Raw genomic sequence first — 21,160 nt, 5'->3', positions numbered from 1 at the left:
GAAGGGAAGGCAGCGCGCGATGCCGGCGCGGGATCAGAAGGAAAAGCCGGCCGGCCCGGCGAGCGGCGAGATCACCAGGTCGGTGGCGGGCGAGGCGGAGGCGAAGCGCACGAGCACCGGGCGTCCCACCGCGTAGAGCGGCAGCTCGTTGAGCATCACCACCTGCTGCACGCCGACCTGGCGCTCGATGCCGCCGCGGTCGGCGAAGCGCACGGTGAGGTTCATCAGCGGGCTGGTGTCGCTGTAGGCATCGCCGATCTCGCTGCCGACGATCACGCCTTGCGCCTGCGCGTCGAAGCCGCGGCTGCGCGCCTCGCGCCGGCGGATCTCGAGCAGTTCCCAGGCACCGCACAGCAGCGCCGAGCCCGCGAAGATCGCGGCGATGCACGGCAGCGCCAGCCACATCGAGAAGGTCTCCAGCGGCATCAGCATCGGCAGCACGCCCGCGGCCACCAGCACGGCGCCCAGGATCCGGATCGAACGGCGGCGAGGCACGGCGGTCGCTGCCATCACATGATCAGCACCAGGATCTTGATGTCCACGTAGATCGGGCCGATCGAGATCTTGGTTTCGGTCTTCTGGTTCAGCGCGCGGTTCGACCAGCGGTAGGCCTTGATGTCGAAGCTCGCGCCGCCGATGTTGGTGGCCGCCAGGTTGAAGGTCTCCGACAGCGAGGCGTAGGTGAAGGAGTTCACGAAGGCGATCGAGAACAGCAGCGGCGCCTGCGAGCGGATGTAGCTCGTGGCCTTGGTGGTGGCGCTGCCGCCGGCCACGGTCTCGATGCTGCCGTCGTACTTGTTGGTGTGCTTCTCGGTCGAGTGCAGCAGGATCTTCTTGGCCTTGACGTTGAAGTCGGCCTCGGCCTCGATCGACACGTTCTTGGCCCAGCCCTTGTAGTCGCCGGCCGAGACGGTGGACGTGTGGTCGCCGGTCGCGATCGTCTCCGTGAGGCCGTCCTTGATCGTGTCCTTGCCGCCGCCGCTCAGGACGTCGCGCTCCCACCCGGTCTTGTAGCTCTCGAAGCGCTTGCCGCTCCAGGTCTCCAGCCTGGAGTCGCCGGTCTTGACGTGCTCGGTCATGCCCTCCTTCACGTCCACGTGCAGCGCCTGGTCGAAGGTCTCCTGCCGCAGGCCGGCCATCACGTGCACCTCGGAGCGCCCGGTCTCGACCGTCTCCTTGGCGCCTTCCTTGGTCGTGATCTCGATGCTGTTGTTGAAGAAGTGCTCGGTCTTCTTCGTCACCTCGAGCTTGGAGCCCGAGTTGTAGATCGCGTGGTCGAGGCCTTCGTTGACCGTGGTGGTGCGCGCCTGGTCCACCGTCAGCTCGTCGTTCTTGTGGACGTGGGTGGTGCGGTTGCCCTCCACCGTGTGCGTCTCGTCGTTCTCGACCTCGATGACGAAGTCCTTCTGCGCATGGATCTTGATCGACTCGTTGCTCGGGTCGTCGTCGATCACGAAGTGGTTGGCCAGCTCGCCGTCGCCCTTGATGGTGCGGCTGATGAAGCCGCTGACCGTGGCCTTGGCCGGCAGCTCCAGCGGCGGCATCTGGTCGGCGTTGTAGACGCGGCCGATGATCAGCGGCCGATCGGGGCAGCCGGCGATGAAGTCGACCACCACCTCCTGGCCGATGCGCGGATGGTTGACCGCGCCGAAGTTCGAGCCGGCCCAGGCGCTCGACACGCGCACCCAGCACGAGCTGTCCTCGTTGCGCTGGCCGTAGCGGTCCCAGCGGAACTGCACCTTCACGCGGCCGTACTTGTCGATCCAGATGTCCTCGCCGGCCGGTCCCACCACGGTGGCGGTCTGCGGCCCGTTGGTGGTCGGGATGCGCGTCACGCGCGGCGCGCGGTAGGGGAACGAGGTCGGCTGCACGCCGAACTGGAAGCCGTAGTCGCCCTCGTTGCTGCCCGAGGCATAACCGCCCTCGCGCAGGCTGTAGATCACCGAGACGATCAGGTACTCGCGGTTGTCCTCGTCGCGCGGTGCGTTCTGCATCGTGAAGCGGTAGCCGGGCGCCATGCCGCGCACGGTGGCGTGGCCGATGTCGAGCTCGGCCTGGGCCTGCGCCTCCTCGAGCCGGATGCGCGCGTAGTGCTCGCCCTGGCCGGCATCGCTGTAGCCGCCGAGCCATTCGTACATCTCGTACTGGCCGTGGTCGTTGCCGCGCGGCTGGCTGCGCGTGTTGAGCAGGTCGGCCTTGGGCTTCTTGAAGTCGAAGTCGTCGACCACGTAGGTGCCGGGCCGGATCTCCTCGGTCACCTCCCACTGGTCGATGGCCTCGCGGCCCAGGTCGCCCACGCGGTCGGTCGAGACATAGCTGATCCTCGGGTACTCGGGCAGCGTCTCGTGCGCGCTCATGTCGTCGGCCAGCACCAGCGTGTGCTGGTTCTTCTCGTGCTTGAAGAAGTAGTAGATGCCCTCGTGCTCCATGAGCCGGCTCACGAACGCGAAGTCGGTCTCCTGGTACTGCACGCAGTAGTCCCACTGCCGGTACGAGGCCGTGAGCTTCTTCTCGAGCGCGAAGCCGTACTCGCCGAGCACCTCCTCGAGGATCTCGACCACCGACTTGTTCTGGAAGATCTTGCAGTCGCTGGTGCGCGTGAGATACCACAGCCACGGGCGCACCGAGGCGCGATACACCATGTAGCGCGACGAGGATGCGTCGCGCCCGACCAGCGTGAAGCGCGTGATCTGGCCGTTGAGGTAGCGCGGTGTGCCGGTGAGCGTCCTGATCTCGAGCGTGAGCGGCTTGCCGAGCATGGCCTTCATGTCGACCGAGGTGTTCGGGCTCAGCAGGTCGACCTCGAACTCGAACAGCTGCGACAGGCCCTCGCTGCCGTGCATCGAGCGGAACAGCAGCTGGTCTTCACCGAGCGGTGTGTGGGCGGTGACAACGCGGGCCATGGCGACTCCCTTCGCTTAGCTGGTTTCGGTAAACGCGTAGTGGAAGTCGTCGCCCTGCGCCGAGAGCTCGACGCCCGCGAGCTTGCGCGCACTGACCGTGGCGCCGATGACTTCCTCGCTCAATCGCGGCAGGATGGTGTGCGTGAGGATCGCATCGATCATCCGTCCACCCGACTCTATGGCCGTACACCGGCGCGCCACAAGCTCCACGGCGCTGTCGGTGTAACCCAAGGTAATGCCGTGGTTGGCCTGCAGGCGCGCGGCCACGCGGTCGAGCTGCAGCCGGATGATGCGGTGCAGCGCGTCGGCATGCAGCGGGTAGTAGGGCACCACCACCAGCCGCCCCAGCAGCGCGGGCGCGAACACCTTGAGCAGCGGCTCGCGCAGTGCCTGCGCCAGCGGCTCGGGGTCGGGGCGCAGCACCGGGTCCTCGCACAGCTGCATGACCAGGTCGGTGCCGACGTTCGAGGTCATGATGATCACGGTGTTGCGGAAGTCGATGTGGCGGCCCTCGCCGTCCTCCATCCAGCCCTTGTCGAAGACCTGGAAGAAGATCTCGTGCACGTCGGGGTGGGCCTTCTCGATCTCGTCGAGCAGCACCACGCTGTAGGGCCGGCGGCGCACCGCCTCGGTCAGCACGCCGCCCTCGCCGTAGCCCACGTAGCCGGGCGGCGCGCCCTTGAGCGTGGAGACGGTGTGCGACTCCTGGAACTCGCTCATGTTGATGGTGACGAGGTTCTGCTCGCCGCCGTACAGCGCCTCCGACAGCGCGAGCGCGGTCTCGGTCTTGCCCACGCCCGAGGGGCCGCACAGCAGGAACACGCCGACCGGCTTGTTGGGGTTGTCCAGCCGCGCGCGCGCGGTGCGGATGCGCCGCGCGATGGTGTCGAGCGCATCGGTCTGCGCGACCACGCGCTGCGACAGGATCTCGCCGAGCCGCAGCACCGACTGCGCATCGTCGCGCACCATGCGCCCGATCGGGATGCCGGTCCAGTCGGCCACCACCGTGGCCACGGCCTGCTCGTCGACCGCGGCCAGGATCAGCGGCGATTCGCCCTGCAGTTGCGACAGCTTGCGCTGCGCCGCGTCGAGCTCGGCGCGCATCTGCTCGGGCGAGGCCTCGGGTTCGGCCTCGGGGGGCGCCGGTGCGGCCTCCGTGTTGTCTTCTTCCTCGCCATCCTCGGCGACCTCTTCGGCCTGCACCGGCACCGCCGCCGGCGAGAGCCGCCGGCGCAGCGCCACGATGCGCTCGACCAGTTCGCTCTCCTCGCTGCGCCTTTGCTCGAGCGTCGCGAGTTCGGCCTGGGCGGCATCGATCTGCGCCGCGATGTCCTGCACGCGCTGCGCTTCGCCCACGCCGATCGCGGCCTCGCGCTGCGCGATGCCCGACTCGATGCCCAGCACCTCGATGCGCCGCTGCAGGTCCTCGAGCGCGGCCGGCAGCGCATGCTGGCTCAGCGCCACGCGCGCGCAGGCGGTGTCGAGCAGGCTCACGGCCTTGTCGGGCAGCTGGCGCGCGGGGATGTAGCGGTGCGACAGGCTCACGGCGGCCTCGAGCGCGGCATCGAGGATCAGCACGCCGTGGTGCTTCTCGAGCTCGGCCGAGATGCCGCGCAGCATGATCACGGCCTTGTCCTCGGTCGGCTCCTGCACCTGGATGGTCTGGAAGCGCCGCGTGAGCGCCGGGTCCTTCTCGATGTACTTCTTGTACTCCGACCAGGTGGTGGCGCCGATGGTGCGCAGCCGGCCGCGCGCGAGCGCGGGCTTCAGCAGGTTGGCGGCGTCGCCGGTGCCGGCGGTGCCGCCCGCGCCCACCAGCGTGTGGACCTCGTCGACGAACAGCACGATGGGCTTGGGGCTCTTCTCGACCTCGTCGATCACCTGCCGCAGCCGCTGCTCGAACTCGCCCTTCACGCCCGCGCCGGCCTGCAGCAGCGTGGGATCGAGCACCCACAGCGAGACCTCGCGCAGCGAGGGCGGCACGTCGCCCGCGGCCAGGCGCTGCGCCAGCCCCTCGACCACCGCGGTCTTGCCGACGCCGGCCTCGCCCGTGAGCAGCGGATTGTTCTGGCGCCGCCGCATCAGGATGTCGACGATCTGGCGGATCTCGTCGTCGCGGCCGTAGACCGGATCGAGCTCGCCCGCGCGCGCCTTGGCCGTGAGGTCGCTCGCGTACTTGGCCAGCGCCGAGCCGCCCGCGGCCTGCGGCGCGGCACCGGCCTGAGCCGGCACGCCACCTGTCGCCGGTTCGGGCGCGATGTCGTAGTCGTCCTCGGGCGAGCCTTCGGTCCAGGCCGGCAGTTGCGCGATCAGCACGTCGGGCACCAGCTTGTCGAACTCGCGCGAGATGCCCGAGAGCACCTGGCGCAGCCCCGGCGTCTTGACGATGCCCGCGAGCAGGTAGGCGCCGCGGATCGAGGTCGCCTCGAAACGCAGGCTGGCATAGACCCAGGCGCGCTCGACCGCGCTGTCGACGTGCTCGGAGATGTCGCTGATCGAGGTCGCGCCGTGCGGCAGCCGGTCGAGCGCGCGCACCAGGTCCTGCTCGACCGCGTCGAGGTTGAGGCCGGCGCGCTTGACGATGCGCAGCAGGTCGCTGTCCTGCAGCTGCAGGATCTGGTGCAGCCAGTGCACGAGTTCGACGTAGGCATTGCCGCGCAGCTTGGCGAAGGCGGTGGCGGTCTCCAATGCCTTGTAGAGCATCGGGTTGAGCTTGGAGAACAGCGAGACGCGGCGGATGTCGGTCATGAGGCCTGGGTGAAGGATGCGGAGGTATGGGAAGCGGTGGCTGCGGAACGCGAATGCAGGGCCTCGGGCGCGAACACCAGGTCGCCGGCGTCGGTGTCGGACAGGCGGGTGCCGAGCCAGCTGCCCCAGCCCAGGCGCTGGCCGCCGTTGAGCTGCATGCCGCCGGCCTCTTCCTTGCGCAGCACGAGCCGCAGCTCCCACGCGAATTCGATGCCGACGTACTGGCGCACCCAGTCGACCACCTGCTGCAGCCGCCGGCTGCCGGGCAGGAAGGCGCGGTACTGCTCGAGCGTCAGCGGCCCGAGCTCGAGGCGGAACTTGCTCTGCGCGTCGCGCACGGCGAGGCCGATGGTGGCACCGGCGCCGAGCCGGTGGTTGCGCCCGAACAGGCCGATGCGGCTGACCTGCGGCTCGTCGATGGTCACCCAGTCGCTCACGAACTCCTCGACGCGCACCGGCAGGTCGAAGTACAGGCGCAGGATCTGGATCAGGCCCTCGGGGTTGCGCGTCTGGCGCACCAGGTGGCCCGCCATGTGGGTGCGCGCATGGTCGGCGATGCGGTCGCGTTCCTTGAGGCCGGGCTGCCCCATGTTCATGAGGCTCGCGACGTACTCGACGAAGCGGTGGCCGTCGGGCCGGTCGAGGCTGTTGACCGACTGGGCATCGGCCCAGGCGCGGTAGAACAGCAGGATCAGCCGGTGGTGGAACAGGTCGGCGAAGGCGCTGAGCGTGTGGTCGTTGTGGTGCCGCTTGCGCTCGCGCGCGTACTCGGTCAGGTGCAACGGCAGCGGGCCGTTGGGGCCGAACAGGCCGAAGCCATAGATCGAGATCTGCGGCGGGCCGTCTCGGCTGTCGTCCACGCCCGAGACGTTCGAGGGCGCGAAGGCCATCGAGGGCTCCTGGCCGAGGCGCAGCGGCTCGTCGAGCGGGCGCGGCGCGCGGCCCAGCAGCGGATGGTCGCCGTGCGCGTCGAGCCGGCGCAGCAGCATGAAGAGGTCGTGCTCGAAGGGCTGCTCGAGCAGGCCGGCCCAAAGCGCCGGGTCGACCTGCGGCAGGCCGCGCACGGGCGGCGCCGCCTCGGCCCGTGTCTCGTGCTCCACCGCCCGGTCCGCCGCGTCGCCCGCCGGCGCCTGCTGCGCGGCGCCCGTGTCCTCGCGGAGCTCGGTGGTGCTGCTCATACGGCGGGCCGGCGTCCGATGCGCGGCAGCCAGCGCGCGATCTCGCCGCGCTGCAGGCTGGACAGCGCGAACTCGGTGAAGGCGTTGAGCGACACGTGGCGGCTGAAGAACTGCTCGAGCACGGCGCCGAACAGGTACGGGCTCGCGCCCGAGAACGCGGTCTCGTCGAGCTTCAGCGCGATCTCCACGCCGCGGCCGAAGACGATCGGGCCCGGCTCGGGCAGGCGGCGGAACACCGGCGCCAGCTTCATCGAGCGCACGCCCTGGATCTGGCGGCGCACCGAGGGATCGGCGAGGTTGCCGTAGAGGTCGAGCATCTCGCGCAGCGCGGCCGCGCCCTGCTCGGCATCGACGTCGGTGAGGCTCAGGTAGTTGAGGCCCAGGTGGCTGATGAGGCGCCAGGTCAGCGCGCCCTCGGCAAGCGCCGGGTAGGGCCGCGAGGGACCGCGCAGGATGCGGATCGCGCGCACCGGCGCCGACACGCGCAGCGTGAAGTCCGACTCCAGGCCCGTGGGCAGCAAGAGCGGCAGGTCGCGGTTGGTGCACAGCGCATCGAGCGTGATGTGGCGCAGGCTGTGCGGAAAGGGCGCGTCATGCTGGTCCACCAGCGAGACGTAGACCTCGCTGCCGGTGTAGCTGGTGCGCGTGCCCTGCGCGCGCGCGCGGTCCGACACCAGCCGCGGTTCGCGCCGCACCGAGAAGTAGGCGCCGAAGTCGCCGTCGTCGGAGGCGAAGGAGCCGAGGAAGGGCCGGAACTCGCGCTCCTCGGAGCCGTTGCTCATGTGGCCGACCACGCGCTCGACGGTGAAGATCTCGAAGTCGCGCGGCCGCGTGCGGTCGATCACCGCATGGTGCTCGTGCTGGCCCGGCCCCACCGGGATGCGGTCGCTGCGGCGCGGCACCAGGTTCACGATCGGCGTGCAGAACAGCGAGAACTGGCGCGCGTCGACCAGCCGCTCGAGGTCGCCGTCGGCGCGGTCGAGCAGGATCACGATCTCCATCGTGTTGCCGCCCATCGCCGCGGCCGCGGCCCGCAGCTTGTTGACGCTGAAGAACAGGTAGCGGTCGGGGAAGGCGAAGTACTCGTGCAGCAGCCGGTAGCCCTGGAACGAGCGCGCGTCGTAGGGCAAGAGCGACTGGTCGGGCTCGAAGCCCTCGTGGCGGATCGCCTCCTCGCCCAGCGGCACGATGCGCGCGCCCTGCCCCGCGGTGCCGGGGCCGCTGCGGCAGACGGTGCCGATCGAGTGGTGCACCGCGAGCTCGAGCACGCGCAGCGCATGCAGCTCGGCGCCCGAGAGGAAGAACTCGAGCTGCTCCAGCGGCATCTCGGCGAAGCGCGCGCCGCCCACGGCCTCGAGCTTGATCGTGATCGCGCTCCTGGCCTGCCGCGCGACGATCGGCAGCGCATGCAGGATCTCGGCAGGCACCGGCCCCAGGCTGGCCTCGGCGATGCGGATCGGCCACAGCGTGACCGCGTGGCCGGTGCGGAACTCGCAGGCCGTCTGCTCGCCCTTGATCATGCGCCCGCGCAGGATCGTGTGGCGCGGCAGCTCGTAGCCGGCCTTCAGCGAACCCTCATTGAGGTTGCCGTCGATCTGCACCACGCCCATGGCGGGCAGCGGCGCGAGGAAATTCGGATAGACCACCTCGAGCAGCCGCTGCGAGAAGCGCGGGAACTCGGCGTCCATCTTGAGCTGGATGCGCGCCGTGAGGAAGCTGAAGCCCTCGAGCAGCCGCTCGACATAAGGGTCGCTGACCTCGATGCCGCGCATGCCCAGGCGGCCCGCGATCTTCGGATAGCGCTGCGCGAACTCGGCACCGAGCTCGTGCATGTAGGTGAGTTCGCGGTTGTAGTAATCGAGCAGCCGCGCGTCCATCAGAGGCCTCCGGTGGGGCGCAGCATCATGTGGCCGCTTTCCAGGTCCAATTCGGAGCGCAGGATGAATTCGATCGGATAGGGCACCGACCACAGGGTGCCGCGGATCTCGAGCGCCAGCAGGTTGTGGTGCTCGAGCTCGGTGGCGTCGGTCACGCAGCGCACGTCGATGCTGTCCTTCATGATGCGCGGCTCGAAGTCGATGATGGCGGTGCGGATCGCGGCCTCGACGTCGGCGAAGTCGACCTCCGACATGCGTCCGCCGGCCCAACCGCGCACGCCGTAGTTGACGACCGAGCGGCGCGCGCGCGGCATGTTCTGGATCGAATGCGCGGTGCCGAAGTTGGTGGTGTTCAGGAGCCACTGCAGGTCGCGCAGAACCGAGTCGCGCAGCAGCTTGCCGCTCATCAGGAAGGCGCCCGCGCGCTCCTGGCGGTTGCTCGGCTGCTTGTCGGTGAGGCGGTCGAGCAGCACCGGCTGCAGCCGGTCGCGCGCGACGCTCTCCTGCTCGCCCTCGGCATCGAGGCCCGACCAGGCGGAGGCGCCGGCCGTGGCCATCAGGCCGCCTCCCCGGCCGCGAACTCGATGGTGCGCAGCTCGAGCAGCGCGTGGTCGCCCGCGTCGCTGATCAAGGTGCGCTGGCCCGCGCCCGCGAACGCGGCCTCGCCGGGCAGCGGCAACCAGTCGGTGCGGCGCGCGAGCGCGAGGCCGTCCTCGAGCGTGGCGAGCTCGCCCGCGTAGCGCACCGGCACCAGCACGGCCAGTGCGCGGCCATCGGCCAGCTCGACCTGCACCGGCGACCACAGCAGGTCGACCAGGTGCTGCGGCCGCTGGAACTTGAGGCGGCGCACCGAGGGCAGCGGCAGCCAGCCATAGCCCGCGGGCGTGATGACCTCGAGCGCGGCACCGAGGCGCGCGTCGCCGTCGCAGAGCCAGTCGATGTCGATGCGCTCGAGCGCCTCGCCATCGACGACTTCGCCCGTCGCTTCGCCCGAACGATCCACGGCCTGCAGCAGGCCGCGCAGCGCGGGCGTGGCATCGCGCGCCGACTCGCGCAGCCGCGTGGCCTCGTCGGCCCGGTCGGCCGGCAGCGCGGCGGCCGCGATCAGCGCATCGACCCAGTCCGCGCCCTCGCCGAGCAACGCGGGCGCGCGCGCCGCGTCGCCGGCCCAGAAGGCGCTGCGCTGGCGCTCGCCGGCCAGCGCCATCGAGCAGGTGGCGCTCGCGGGCGTGAACGAGGGGTCGAACTTGACGGCCGCCTTGAGCTGGTCCTCGGCGCGCTGCCACTCGCCGCGCAGCGCGAGGAAGTGGCACAGCGCGAGGCGCAGGCTGGCGTTCTGGGGATCGGCGCGGATCTGCCGCTGTATCCCCTCGGTGTGCTCGGCCACCGAGCGCTCGCCCAGTCCTGCAAACGCATCGCCCATGAAGCAGCTTCCTCTGTCGTTTCGCCAATGCGCGGTCCCGGCCCTGATGAAGCCGGGGCCGCCGCCATGGTCGGTGGTTGGATATCGCTCGTGGCCTGCCGGCACCCGCTGCGCGGGACCGTGGCCTGCGCCGCGGGATGGCGGCGACATGCACCGCCTTCGCCGCTCGGCCTTCGGCTGGCGGCCCAGGACCGTCAGCCGGAGACCGGCTCGCGCGCGGCACCGAGGCGCCGCCCGCGAGCCCGGCCGGGCCCGTGGAAGATCAGGCTTCCTTGTTTTCCTTGATGTTCCAGCCGAGCTGGGTTTCGGCGCCCTTGCCGCCCTTGTCGGTCTGTTCCCAGTACTGCTGCTTGACCTTGGCGGCCTGGAACGCGTACTGCACGAACACCGCGTCGCTGCCCTGCTCGGCCGTGTACTGCACCGAGGTGACCAGCACTTCCTCGAGCGTCACGCGCGTGTATTCGATCTGACCGCCACCGGCCTTGCAGACCGAGACCTCGACCTTGCTCAGGTGCTTGCCGCTGGCGCAGTTCTTCATGACGGACGGTGCCGCCTTGTCGATGCGCGCGAGCACCTGCAGGTCGTTGAAGCTGGCCTTGCCCACGCCACCGCCACCGCCGCTCACCATGTTGCCAGGCTGCGTCGCACCCCATGCGAACGACTTGATATCCGTCCAGTCCTTGTGGTTCGAGTCCTTGGATTCGCCGTTCGCGCCTTCGACGCGCATGAACATGTCTACTGCCATCATTAACCCCCGGAGTTGTGCGTGCCCCATCGAGGCACTGTTGAATTAGCTGCTGTCCTTCTTGTTGGACGGCAGCTTCGAAACCAGCCGCAAAGACACCGTGAGCCCTTCGAGCTGGTAGTGCGGCCGGAGAAAAAACTTGGCGGCGTAGTAGCCGGGGTTGTCCTCGATGGGTTCCACCTGGACTTCGGCCGCCGCGAGCGGCTTCATCGCCTTGGTGTCCTGCGACGAGGTGCCGGGGCTGCCGTCGACGTAGTTCATGATCCAGTCGTTGAGCCAGCGCTCCATGTCCTCGCGCTCGCGGAACGAACCGATCTTGTCGCGGACGATGCACTTGAGGTAGTGCGCGAAGCGGCAGCAGGCGAACAGGTAGGGCAGGCGTGCCGCCAGGTTCGCGTTGGCCGTGGCGTCGGCGTCGTAGTACTCGGCCGGCTGCTGCAGCGACTGGGCGCCGATGAAGGCCGCGAAGTCGGAGTTCTTGCGGTGCACCAGCGGCATGAAGCCGTTCTTCGCGAGCTCGGCCTCGCGCCGGTCGCTGATCGCGATCTCGGTCGGGCACTTCATGTCCACGCCGCCGTCGTCGGTCGGGAAGGTGTGGGTCGGCAGGTTCTCGACCGCGCCGCCCGATTCCACGCCGCGGATCGAGGTGCACCAGCCGTACTGCTTGAACGAGCGGTTGATGTTCACGCCCATCGCGTAGGCCGAGTTGGCCCAGGTGTAGCGGTTGTGCGCGGCCGAGTCGGTCTCCTCCTCGAACTCGAACTCGTCGACCGGGTTGGTGCGCGCGCCGTAGGGCAGGCGCGCGAGGAAGCGCGGCATCGCCAGGCCGATGTAGCGCGCATCCTCCGACTCGCGCAGCGAGCGCCACGCGGTGTGCTCGGTGTTGTGGAAGATCTTCGTCAGGTCGCGCGGGTTCGACAGCTCCTGCCACGATTCCATCTGCATCACGGTCGGCGAGGCGCCCGCGATGAAGGGGCAGTGCGCGGCCGCGGCGATTTTCGCCATCTCGCCGAGCATCTCGACGTCGGGCGGGCTGTGGTCGAAATGGAAGTCGCCGATCAGCGCGCCGAAGGGCTCGCCGCCGAACTGGCCGTACTCGGCCTCGTAGATCTTCTTGAACAGCGGGCTCTGGTCCCAGCCGATGCCCTTGTGGCGCTTGAGCGAGCGCGCGACTTCGCGCTTGGAGGCGCACATCACGCGGATCTTGAGCTGCTCGTCGGTCTCGGTGTTGTTCACGAGGTAGTGCAGGCCGCGCCAGGCACCCTCGAGCTGCTGGAAGTCCTCGTGGTGCAGGATCTGGTTGATCTGCTCGGAGAGCTTGCGGTCGATCTCCGTGATGATGGCCTGCACCGTGCGATAGGCATCGTTGGAGATGGTGACGGAGCTCTCGAGCGCCTGCACCGCCAGCGTCTTGACGGCGTTCTGCACCGCCTCGCGCGCCTGGTCGGTCTTGGGCTTGAACTCGCGCTGGAGCAGGTCGGAGAACTCGTTCGGCTCGAGCGCCTCGACGGTCTGCTGCGCGCGCGCGGATTGTTTTTGCACGGTACTCATGGTGATGATCCTGTCGACGTGATCGGCTCGCGCTTACTCGGCACTGCCCGGCGTGCCCGCCGGCTTCTCCGCGGCCGCGTCGATGGCACTGGCCACCGCGGGGTTCGGGCTGGTGGCCAGCGACTTCAGCAGCGCCGGGTTCTGCAGCGCCTGTGCGATGAGCTGCTCGGCGCCGTTCTTGCCGTCCATGTAGGACAGCAGGTTCGACAGCTCGGTGCGCGCGTCGAGCAGCTGCTGCAGCGCGTCGACCTGGCGAGCGATGCGCGCGGGCGAGAAGTCGTCCATGCTGTCGAAGGTGATGTCGACGTTGAGCTGGCCGTCGCCGGTCAGCGTGTTGGGCACCTGGAAGGCCACGCGCGGCTTGATCGACTTCATGCGGTCGTCGAAGTTGTCGATGTCCACCGCCATGAACTCGCGCTCGGCGAGATCGGGCATCGGGTCGACCTGCTTGCCCGCGAGGTCGGCGATCACGCCCATCACGAAGGGCAGCTGGATCTTGCGTTCGCTGCCGTAGATCTCGACGTCGTACTCGATCTGCACGCGCGGTGCGCGGTTGCGCGCGATGAACTTCTGACCACTGTTCCTGACACGGTTGTCTGCCATAAAGCTTCCTCTTGATTCTTCGATCGAATGCGTGCGGACCGCATGCGCCGGCCGCCGGCGCCTACTGCGATGCGTCGGTCCCCGGTGGCCGGCCCGCCAGGCTCTCCAGCTTCTGCAGTCCCTCGGGCATGAGCTCCTCGATGATCTGGAAGAAGTTGAGCGCCAGCAGCTTCTGCGCCCTGCGTATCAGCAGGGGCGCGGGATGGCTGGGCTCCGCGCGCTCCAGATACCGGCAAGCCTTTTCCAACAACACCTGCACATCTTCGCGGCTCGTTATTTCAATATCGTTGATACCGATTGCGCGTAGGCCGGGACCGCCACTTGCAACGGTCGCGGCCGCGACGGGCGACGCGGCCGGCGCCACCGCATCGCTCGCCGACGGGCTCTGGTGCGCGGTCTGTGGCGCCTCGAGCGCGCTCTGCAATGCCTTCTCGGGCAGCAACTGCGCCACCGTGCGCATCGAACGCTCGAGACGCGAGAAGTCGGGCGCCCAGCTCTGGCCCAGCGCGCGCTCGCAGGTCTCGCGGATGCGCTGCAGCAGCGCGAGCGCCGAGCGCAGCGCGACGATCGGCGGGGCGTCGTGGTCGTGCGCACGGCGCGCGGCCTCGCGCAGGCGGCCCACGCCGCCCGGATAGTCGATCTGGTCGGCCTTGCTCGAATCGAGCAGGGCCTCGACCTGCCGCAAGGTCATCGTCACGCCGCCGTCGTCGAGCAGGCGCGCATCGCGCACGCTGCGCCCGATGCCTTCGCTCTCGGCCAGCGCGGCCAGTGCGTTCATGCGCGGCAGCGGGTCCTCGTCGCCACCGTCGACCACGCGCGGATGCACGTCGTCCCAGAAGGTCTGCAGCACCACGTCGACCAGCTGCAGCCCTTCGACATAACCCGGCAGGCCGCGGCTCTCGGTCCACGCGAGCGTGAGCGGCACCAGCACGCGCAGGTCGCGCGTGCGCTCGCACAACTGCTTGGCGATGCGCTCGACCTTGGTCCAGTCGGGCGGCTCGGCCGGAATGATGGTGTTGCCGAACTGCTGCTCGCGCTTGCCGAGCGTTGCCTGCTGCAACGCCATGAAATCGGCGTCGTATTCCAGATCCTCACCGCACGGAAGCGGGCCCTCGACGGGCTTTTGCAAAAGCTCGATCTCTGCCTGCGACACCCGATCTCCCTCGTTCAACCAATCAAAACATTAACAAATCATTAGTTATCTTGAGTGGAAGCGAGGAGGCGGTCAACTACATCTGAGGTCATCGTGCCGTCTATGAATCACAAAGAAGTACATCTTCCAAGATCGTTACACAGTACGGCTTAACGGTGCATGACCGCACCATGACAGGATTCAATGCAAGAGGCCGCGCGCGGCCAGGTTGCGCATCAATGCGCCGATGCCGAAGGTCCAGCGCGGGGCCTTGTCGGCATGCGCGACGCGGTTGACCAGCGCGCCGAGTTCGGGCGCCGCGATGCGCACCATGTCGCCGACCGAATGCGTGAAGCCCTGGCCCGGGCCGTGGCGGTCCTGCGTGGGCGCGAACATCGTGCCGAGAAACAGCATCAGGCCATCGGGATAGTCGTGATGGATGCCGATGGCCTGCGCCACGAGGTCCAGCGGATCGCGGCTGATCTTCGCGAGCGAGCTCGAGCCCTCGAGCACGAAGCCCTCGGGCCCACGCACCTCGAGCGCGACCGTGATGCGGCGCACCTGCGCGATGCCGAAGTGCGCATCGAACAGGCGGATGAACGGGCCGATGGCGCACGAGGCGTTGTTGTCCTTGGCCTTGCCGAGCAGCAGCGCGCTGCGGCCTTCGAAGTCGCGCAGGTTGACGTCGTTGCCGAGCGCGGCGCCCAGCGTCTCGCCGCGGCTGTTGACCGCGAGCACGACCTCGGGCTCGGGGTTGTTCCACACCGAGGCCGCATGGATGCCGATGTCGGCGCCCGTGCCCACCGACGAGAGCACGGGCGCCTTGGTGAAGATCTCCGCATCGGGCCCGATGCCGACCTCGAGGTACTGCGACCACGCGCCCTGCGCGATCAGCACCTCCTTGGCCTTCATCGCCTCGGGCGAGCCCGGCACGATGTCGGCGAGGTTGTCGCCGAGCACGCCGCCGAGCGCCGCGCGCGTGGCCTCGGCCTTCGATGCATCGCCGCGCGCCTGTTCCTCGATCACGCGTTCGAGCAGGCTCGCGACGAAGGTCACGCCGCTGGCCTTGACGGCCTGCAGGTCGCAGGGCGCGAGCAGCCAGGGCCGGTCCTCGTTGCGCGCCGTGGCGTCGCTGTTGGCGAGCACCTCGGCCAGCGCCGCGATGCACGGCGCCTGGCCGCCGCGCATCACGCGCCGCACGGCATCGGCGGGCGGCTCCTGCAGCTCGAGCAGGTCGCTCATCGTGGGCGCGAGCCGCGAGAGATCGTGCAGGCCATCGCCCTGCACGGCCACGAGCACGGGGCCCACGCCCGGTTGCCAGAGACGGCCCACGAGGGTGGCCTGGTCGGCGTCTTGCGGAAGGCTGGTGGCGGTCTGGAGATCGAGTGGCATGGCGGTGGATGTCTCTGTTGGTGGAAGTGCGCGGGCATCGTAGCGCCGTGCGGGCGCTTGCGAAATGCGGACAGCCGAACGCAGAGGTCGCGAAGGTTGCGCAGAAGTCGCGGAAGAACAGCCAGAAAAATTGGCTCTCTTCTTCTGCGACTTCTGCGCTCCCTTGGTCTTCCTTCTGCGTTCGGCTGCCCGTATTCGGCTGTCAGTGCCCTGGCGCGGCGCGCACGCGCGCGACCTCGGCCTGCAGGTCGGGCCAGGCGGGCTCCTGCGGCGCGAAGCGCGCGCGCATGTAGCCCGCGAGCTCGGCGATCTGGCGGTCGTCGAGCGCGTCGCGGAAGGCGGGCATGAAGCCGATGTCGCGCGTCGCGGGATGGCGCACGCCATCGAGGATGGTGCGCAGCAGGTTGTCGGGCTTCGCGCTCGCGAGGTTGCCGTTGAGCGCGAGCGGCGTGTTCACGCCCAGCAGCGTGGGACCATCGCCGTCGTGATGGCAGGCGGCGCAGGCGCTGTCGAACATGCGCTGCGCGGGACCGAGCAGCTGGCCCTGCGTGCGCGCCGCGGTGTCGACGATGCGCCGCGCCTCGGCCTGCGCGGCGGCCTCGGGCAGGGGCTCGGGATTGAACGAGGCGAGGTAGGTCGCCATCGCGCGGATGTCGGCATCGGGCACGGCGCCGAGCTCGCGCACCACCTCGGCCATCGGGCCGCCCGCGATGCCGTGGCGCGGCGAATGGCCGTCGCGCAGGTAGCGGTAGAGCGAATCGGCGTCCCAGGGCATGGCGGACTTCGAGCGCATCGTGAGCGACGGCGCCTCCCAGCCGTCGACCATCGCGCCCGACAGGAAGGCGCTGCCGCCCTGCTCCGCGCCGAGCGCATTGCGCGGCGTGTGGCAGGCGCCGCAATGGCCGAGGCCGTTGACGAGGTAGGCGCCGCGGTTCCACTCGGCGCTCTGCGTGGCCACGGGCGCCAGCGGCGCGGGATCGTGGAAGAGCGCGTTCCATCCGGCCATCAGCGGCCGCAGGCTGAACGGGAACTTGAGCTCGGACTTCGGCGTTTCGGCGCGCACCGCGGGCATCGCCATGAAGTAGGCGTAGAGCGCCTGCAGGTCGTCGTCGCTGGTCTTCGCGAAGGCGGTGTAGGGGAAGGCCGGATAGAGGTGATGGCCGTCGCGCGACACGCCCTCGCGCATCGCGCGCTGGAAGGCGCTGAAGGACCAGCGGCCGAGGCCGGTCTCGGCATCGGGCGTGAGGTTGGTGGTGTAGAGCGTGCCGAAGGGCGTGTCCATCGCGCGGCCGCCGGCGTTGGGCGCGCCGCCCGGCGCGGTGTGGCAGACCGCGCAGTCGCCGAGCGCCGCGAGCACGCGGCCGCGCTCGATGGTGGCCTCGCTGTAGACCGGCGCGGTGAGCGACACCGGCGCGATCGCCGAGCGCCAGCCGAGCAGGCCCGCGACGACGCCGATGCCGCCGACCACGAGCGCGGCGCCCGTGGCCCACAGGCCCTTGCGCCGTGGCCAGATGGCATTGCTCCTTCCCCCTCTGGGAGAAGGCCGGGATGGGGGCACGCCGGCATCGCCATCGGCCTGCGGCTTGCCGCCGCCCTCCCCCGGCGGAGGAGGCAGCAGCCCGCGATTCAACTCCGCCAGCACCGTCTCCGGCGTGAACGGCGGCGCCCTGAAGCGCACGCCCGTCGCATCGAAGATCGCGTTCGCGATCGCCGCCGTGCCCGGCACCGACGAAGACTCGCCCGCGCCCAGCGACGGCTCGCCGGGACGCGGCATGTGCATCACCTCGATCACCGGCACTTCGCGGAAGTTGATGATCGGGTAACTGCCCCACTCGCGGCTCGCGACCACGCCCGAAGGCAGCGCGCCGGGCAGGCGTTCGCCGCCCTCGGCCGGCCCGGACTGCGGCGCGAATTGCACCTGCTCCTTGAGCGCGCGGCTCGTGGTCTGGATCACGTTGCCGTGCACCTGGTGCTCGACGCCCGCGGGATTGACCAGCAGGCCCGCGTCGTGCCCCACCACCACGCGGCGCACATGCACCTCGCCGGTCCGGCGGTTGACCTCGACGTCGGCCACCCAGGCGGCCCAGGCGGCGCCGAAGCCCGGCCACTTGCTGTGCACGTAGCGCGCATAGGCGAAGCCCTGGCCGAACAGGATGTCGCCGCCGGGCCCGAGCCCGCCCTCGGCGTTCTCCTGCGGGCCGGTGCGCAGCCGCCAGCCGGCCTTCTGCGCGGTGGCCTGCACCAGCTCGACCGCGCGCGGATCGTCGAGGTGGCGCAGCCGGAACTGCACCGGGTCGACGCCCGCCGCGGTCGCGAGCTCGTCGATGTACGACTCGTGCGCGAACGAGCTCGGCAGCGCCGACACGCCGCGCAGCCACGAGGCGCGCACGATCGGCGCCATGTCGTTGACCTTCACGCGCAGGTTGTCGTAGCCGTAGGGCGGGCGCGCGGTGCGGTCGCCCATCTCGTAGGCCTGCGCCACCGGCTCGAGGGTGCGCGTGAGCAGCAGCGCGAGCGTGGGCGCGCCGTTCGACGGATAGGAGGTCTGGAAGTCGTAGGCCGCGACGCTGCCGTCGGCCGCGAGGCCGCCATCGATCTCCATCAGCTGCGCGGCGCCCTTGGGCTCCCATGCATGCTCCTGCTCGCGCGTGAGCTGCACGCGCACCGGCGCGCCCACGGCGCGCGCGAGCAGCGCGGCATCGGCCGCCACGTCGTCGGCGCCGTTGCGGCCATAGCAGCCCGCGGCCTCCATGCGCACCACGTCGACCTGCAGGTCCTGCACGCCGAGCAGCTTCGCGAGATCGGCGCGCAGCACGTGCGGGTTCTGCGTGCCGGCCCAGCAGCGCAGTTGCATGCCGCTTCCGTCCTCGGGCTGCCATTCGGCCAGCGCGCAAGACGGCCCGATCGAGGCGTGCATCTGGTAGGGCCAGACATAGGTGCGCGGCATCGGATGCGCGGCGCGCGCGATCGCGCCGTCGACGTCGCCCTCGTCGACCAGCAGGCGCTGCGTCGAGGGGTTGTCGCGCAGCGCCTGCGCGAGGTCGTCGAGGCCGGGCATGCCGGGCCAGGGCTTCCAGCGCACGCGCAGTTCGCGCAGCGCCTGCTCGGCATGCTCCTCGCGCTCGGCCACGATGCCGACGAAGTCGCGGATCACCACCACCGCGCGGATGCCGGGGATGTGGGCGATCGACGATTCGTCGACCGACTCCAGCGTGTTGCCGATGAAGTCGCCGTGATCGGCACCCGCGTAGGGCGGGCGCACCACGCGGCCGTGCAGCATGCCGGGCACGCGCATGTCGTGCACGAAGACCAGCTCGCCCGCGAGCTTGGCCGGGATGTCGACGCGCGCCTGCCGCGTGCCGACCACGCGGTAGTCGGCGGGGTCCTTGGTGGCGGCCTTCGCATCGAGCCTGAGCACGGTGCGCTGGCCCGCCACGAGCGCGGCATAGCTCAGGTGCCGGTCGGGCGCCTCGGCCACGCGCACGACGCCATTGCGCGCCTGCAGCGCCTCGGGCGCCACGCCCAGGCGCTCGGCCGCGCGCGCGATGAGCCAGGCGCGCGCCTGCGCGGCCGCGAGGCGCAGCGGCTGCGCATGGATCTGGATCGAGGCGCTCGCGATGGTCGCGCCCTGGTTGGGCGCGCGCGCGGTGTCGCCGAGCATCACGCGCACGCAGGGCATGCCGAGCTCGAGTTCCTCGGCCACGATCTGGCCCAGCGCGGTCTGGATGCCGGTGCCGAGGTCGACGTGGCCGTTGAGCGCCGAGGCGCTGCCGTCGTCCCACACCGCGAGCAGCACCTCGTCGCCCTCGGCGGGATTGCCCGCGATGAAGGCCGGCTGGCCCCTGGCCGGCGGCGGTGCCGGCGGGGTCTCGCGCACCACCAGCAGCACGCCTTCGGCGGCGAGGAACTCCGCGCGCGTGCGCGGCAGGTCGGCGCGCCGTGTCATGGCTGCGTCGCCCGCAGCCGGCGCGCCGCGCGCTGCGCCGCGTCGAGGATCTCGATGTGCGTGCCGCAGCGGCACAGGTTGCCCGAGAGCTCGCTGCGGATGCGCGCCTCGCTGGCACCCGGCTCGCGCGCCAGCAATGCCGCCACCTGCATCACCATGCCGTTGAGGCAGTAGCCGCACTGCGCGGCCTGCGCCTCCTCGAACGCCGCCTGCACCGGGTGCCAGTCGCCGCGCGTGCCCAGGCCCTCGAGCGTGGTGATGGCGCGGCCCGCCACGCCGTGCGCGGGAATCACGCAGGCGCGCGCGGCCATGCCGTCGACATGCACCGTGCAGGCGCCGCACTGGCCGAGGCCGCAGCCGTACTTGGGTCCGTTGAGCCCGAGGTCGTTGCGCAGCACCTGCAGCAGCGAGGCCTCGCGCGGCACCGCGAGCGCCTGCGAGCGGCCGTTGACCCTCAGCCGCAGCGGTTCGGCGCGGCCCTCAGCGCCGCAGCTGGCCGTCACGGGTGTACATCTCCAGGTCCACGAAGTTCGAGCCGTTGTGGTTCTTCGGCCCGTACTCGATCGGGAAGTCGCCGAAGCGCGTGCTGCCGATGCTCTCGAGGCCCGCGACGAAGCTCTCGCGCGTGAGCGCCTTGCCGCCGCGGCGCAGGCCCTCGGCCATCACGCGCGCGACGATGTAGCCCTCGAGCGCGGTGTAGCTGTCGATCTTCTCGCCGAACTCGGCGCGGTCGCGCTGGTAATCGGCCACGATGGGCACGCGCACGGCCTGCGGCGGCGGCACGATGCTGGCCGTGACCAGGCCCGCGAGCTTGCCCTCGAGCCGCTGCGCCGAGCCGGCCGCGTCGGTGATGCCGACCGACAGCGTGTACAGCGGCGCGCCGCCCGCGCTCGCGCGGTAGTCGCGCATGAAGACCTCGACCTGGCGCCCGGCCATGATCATCACGACCGCGCCGGGCCTGGCCTCGGCGAGGCCCGCGACCACCGGCTTCGCGTCCTCGGCGGCGATCGCCAGCGGGAAGGTCTTGACCACCTTCACCTTGTAGTCGGCCGCGAGTTCCTCGCAGGTGGCGAGGTTCGACTTGCCGAAGGCGCTGTCCTGGTGCACCACCGCGATCGACTGGATGCCGATGGTCGACAGGTGGCTGATGATCTTGCGCAGCTCGAGGTCGTAGCCCGCGCGCACGTGGAACAGCAGCCGGTTGGTCTTCGTGCGGAACGAGGTGGTGCCCACCAGCGGCGCGAACATCGGCACGCCCGCCTTCTCGGCCAGCGGCATCGCGGCCGCGAGGTTGCCGGTGGCGACGTAGCCGGTGAGCGCGAACACCTTGTCCTCGTCGATCAGCTTCGCGGTGTTGAGCGCGGTCTTCGCGGGCTCGTAGACGTCGTCGTAGCTCACCAGCTCGAGCCGGCGCCCGTTGATGCCGCCGCCCTTGTTGACGCGGTCGAAGTGCAGCTTGATGCCCGCGCGGTAGTCGATGCCGAAGTCCTTGGCCGGGCCGCTGAAGACGGCCGACTGGCCGATGCGGATGGCGCCGTCGCTCACGCCGTTGTCGGCGCGCGCGGCGGCCAGCAGGCCGGGGCCGAGCGCGAGGGCCGCGCCGCCGGCCACCAGGGAACGCCTGGAGAGGGAAATCGTCATGGGGTCGTCTTGTCTCGCAGT

15 protein-coding genes are annotated in these 21,160 nt (G+C 70.1%); all 15 read right to left on the bottom strand.

What is annotated here, in order from left to right:
* Positions 1–33: 33 nt before the first annotated feature.
* A complete protein-coding gene (locus AC1HIL_RS05020) occupies positions 34–510 on the bottom strand; it encodes a hypothetical protein (RefSeq protein WP_296726300.1) in 477 nt (158 codons plus the stop codon).
* Complete coding sequence (locus AC1HIL_RS05015; RefSeq protein ID WP_261211995.1) at positions 510–2,903, bottom strand: type VI secretion system Vgr family protein; 2,394 nt, start codon at positions 2,901–2,903, stop codon at positions 510–512. Before AC1HIL_RS05015 ends, AC1HIL_RS05020 begins: the two co-directional genes overlap by 1 nt.
* A 15-nt stretch (positions 2,904–2,918) precedes the next feature.
* Positions 2,919–5,651, bottom strand: coding sequence for a type VI secretion system ATPase TssH (gene tssH, locus AC1HIL_RS05010; protein ID WP_479671288.1), 2,733 nt, complete (start codon positions 5,649–5,651; stop codon positions 2,919–2,921).
* Positions 5,648–6,829, bottom strand: coding sequence for a type VI secretion system baseplate subunit TssG (gene tssG / locus AC1HIL_RS05005; protein ID WP_479671287.1), 1,182 nt, complete (start codon positions 6,827–6,829; stop codon positions 5,648–5,650). The genes tssH and tssG overlap by 4 nt, the downstream gene beginning before the upstream one ends.
* Complete coding sequence (gene tssF / locus AC1HIL_RS05000) at positions 6,826–8,706, bottom strand: type VI secretion system baseplate subunit TssF (protein ID WP_479671286.1); 1,881 nt, start codon at positions 8,704–8,706, stop codon at positions 6,826–6,828. The genes tssG and tssF overlap by 4 nt, the downstream gene beginning before the upstream one ends.
* On the bottom strand, positions 8,706–9,263 hold the full coding sequence (gene tssE, locus AC1HIL_RS04995; RefSeq protein WP_057593406.1) for a type VI secretion system baseplate subunit TssE: 558 nt from the start codon (positions 9,261–9,263) through the stop codon (positions 8,706–8,708). The genes tssF and tssE overlap by 1 nt, the downstream gene beginning before the upstream one ends.
* A complete protein-coding gene (locus tag AC1HIL_RS04990) occupies positions 9,263–10,129 on the bottom strand; it encodes a type VI secretion system accessory protein TagJ (protein WP_479671285.1) in 867 nt (288 codons plus the stop codon). Before AC1HIL_RS04990 ends, tssE begins: the two co-directional genes overlap by 1 nt.
* 262 nt (positions 10,130–10,391) lie before the next feature.
* Positions 10,392–10,874 carry an Hcp family type VI secretion system effector gene (locus AC1HIL_RS04985; RefSeq protein WP_057593445.1) on the bottom strand — a complete coding sequence of 161 codons (483 nt, stop codon included), beginning with the start codon at positions 10,872–10,874 and terminating at the stop codon, positions 10,392–10,394.
* A 45-nt stretch (positions 10,875–10,919) separates the two neighbouring features.
* Positions 10,920–12,425, bottom strand: a complete 1,506-nt coding sequence (gene tssC, locus AC1HIL_RS04980) for a type VI secretion system contractile sheath large subunit (protein ID WP_057593408.1) — start codon at positions 12,423–12,425, stop codon at positions 10,920–10,922.
* 33 nt (positions 12,426–12,458) lie between these two features.
* Positions 12,459–13,028: a type VI secretion system contractile sheath small subunit gene (tssB, locus tag AC1HIL_RS04975; protein ID WP_057593409.1), complete on the bottom strand. Its 570-nt coding sequence runs from the start codon at positions 13,026–13,028 to the stop codon at positions 12,459–12,461.
* A 61-nt stretch (positions 13,029–13,089) separates the two neighbouring features.
* On the bottom strand, positions 13,090–14,181 hold the full coding sequence (tssA, locus tag AC1HIL_RS04970) for a type VI secretion system protein TssA (RefSeq protein ID WP_261212001.1): 1,092 nt from the start codon (positions 14,179–14,181) through the stop codon (positions 13,090–13,092).
* A 180-nt stretch (positions 14,182–14,361) separates the two neighbouring features.
* Positions 14,362–15,552 (bottom strand): fumarylacetoacetate hydrolase family protein, encoded by a 1,191-nt coding sequence (locus AC1HIL_RS04965; RefSeq protein ID WP_479671284.1) that lies wholly within the window; start codon positions 15,550–15,552, stop codon positions 14,362–14,364.
* Between the two features lie 202 nt (positions 15,553–15,754).
* Positions 15,755–19,498 carry a molybdopterin cofactor-binding domain-containing protein gene (locus AC1HIL_RS04960; RefSeq protein ID WP_479671283.1) on the bottom strand — a complete coding sequence of 1,248 codons (3,744 nt, stop codon included), beginning with the start codon at positions 19,496–19,498 and terminating at the stop codon, positions 15,755–15,757.
* Complete coding sequence (locus AC1HIL_RS04955) at positions 19,495–20,001, bottom strand: (2Fe-2S)-binding protein (protein ID WP_479671282.1); 507 nt, start codon at positions 19,999–20,001, stop codon at positions 19,495–19,497. Before AC1HIL_RS04955 ends, AC1HIL_RS04960 begins: the two co-directional genes overlap by 4 nt.
* Positions 19,979–21,139 (bottom strand): ABC transporter substrate-binding protein, encoded by a 1,161-nt coding sequence (locus AC1HIL_RS04950; protein WP_413761841.1) that lies wholly within the window; start codon positions 21,137–21,139, stop codon positions 19,979–19,981. The genes AC1HIL_RS04955 and AC1HIL_RS04950 overlap by 23 nt, the downstream gene beginning before the upstream one ends.
* Between the last annotated feature and the right edge of the window lie 21 nt (positions 21,140–21,160).

The organism is Variovorax sp. ISS6, from assembly GCF_056523145.1.
Note: the sequence above shows the minus strand (reverse complement) of the source record. Positions and strands in the feature narration are given on the sequence as shown.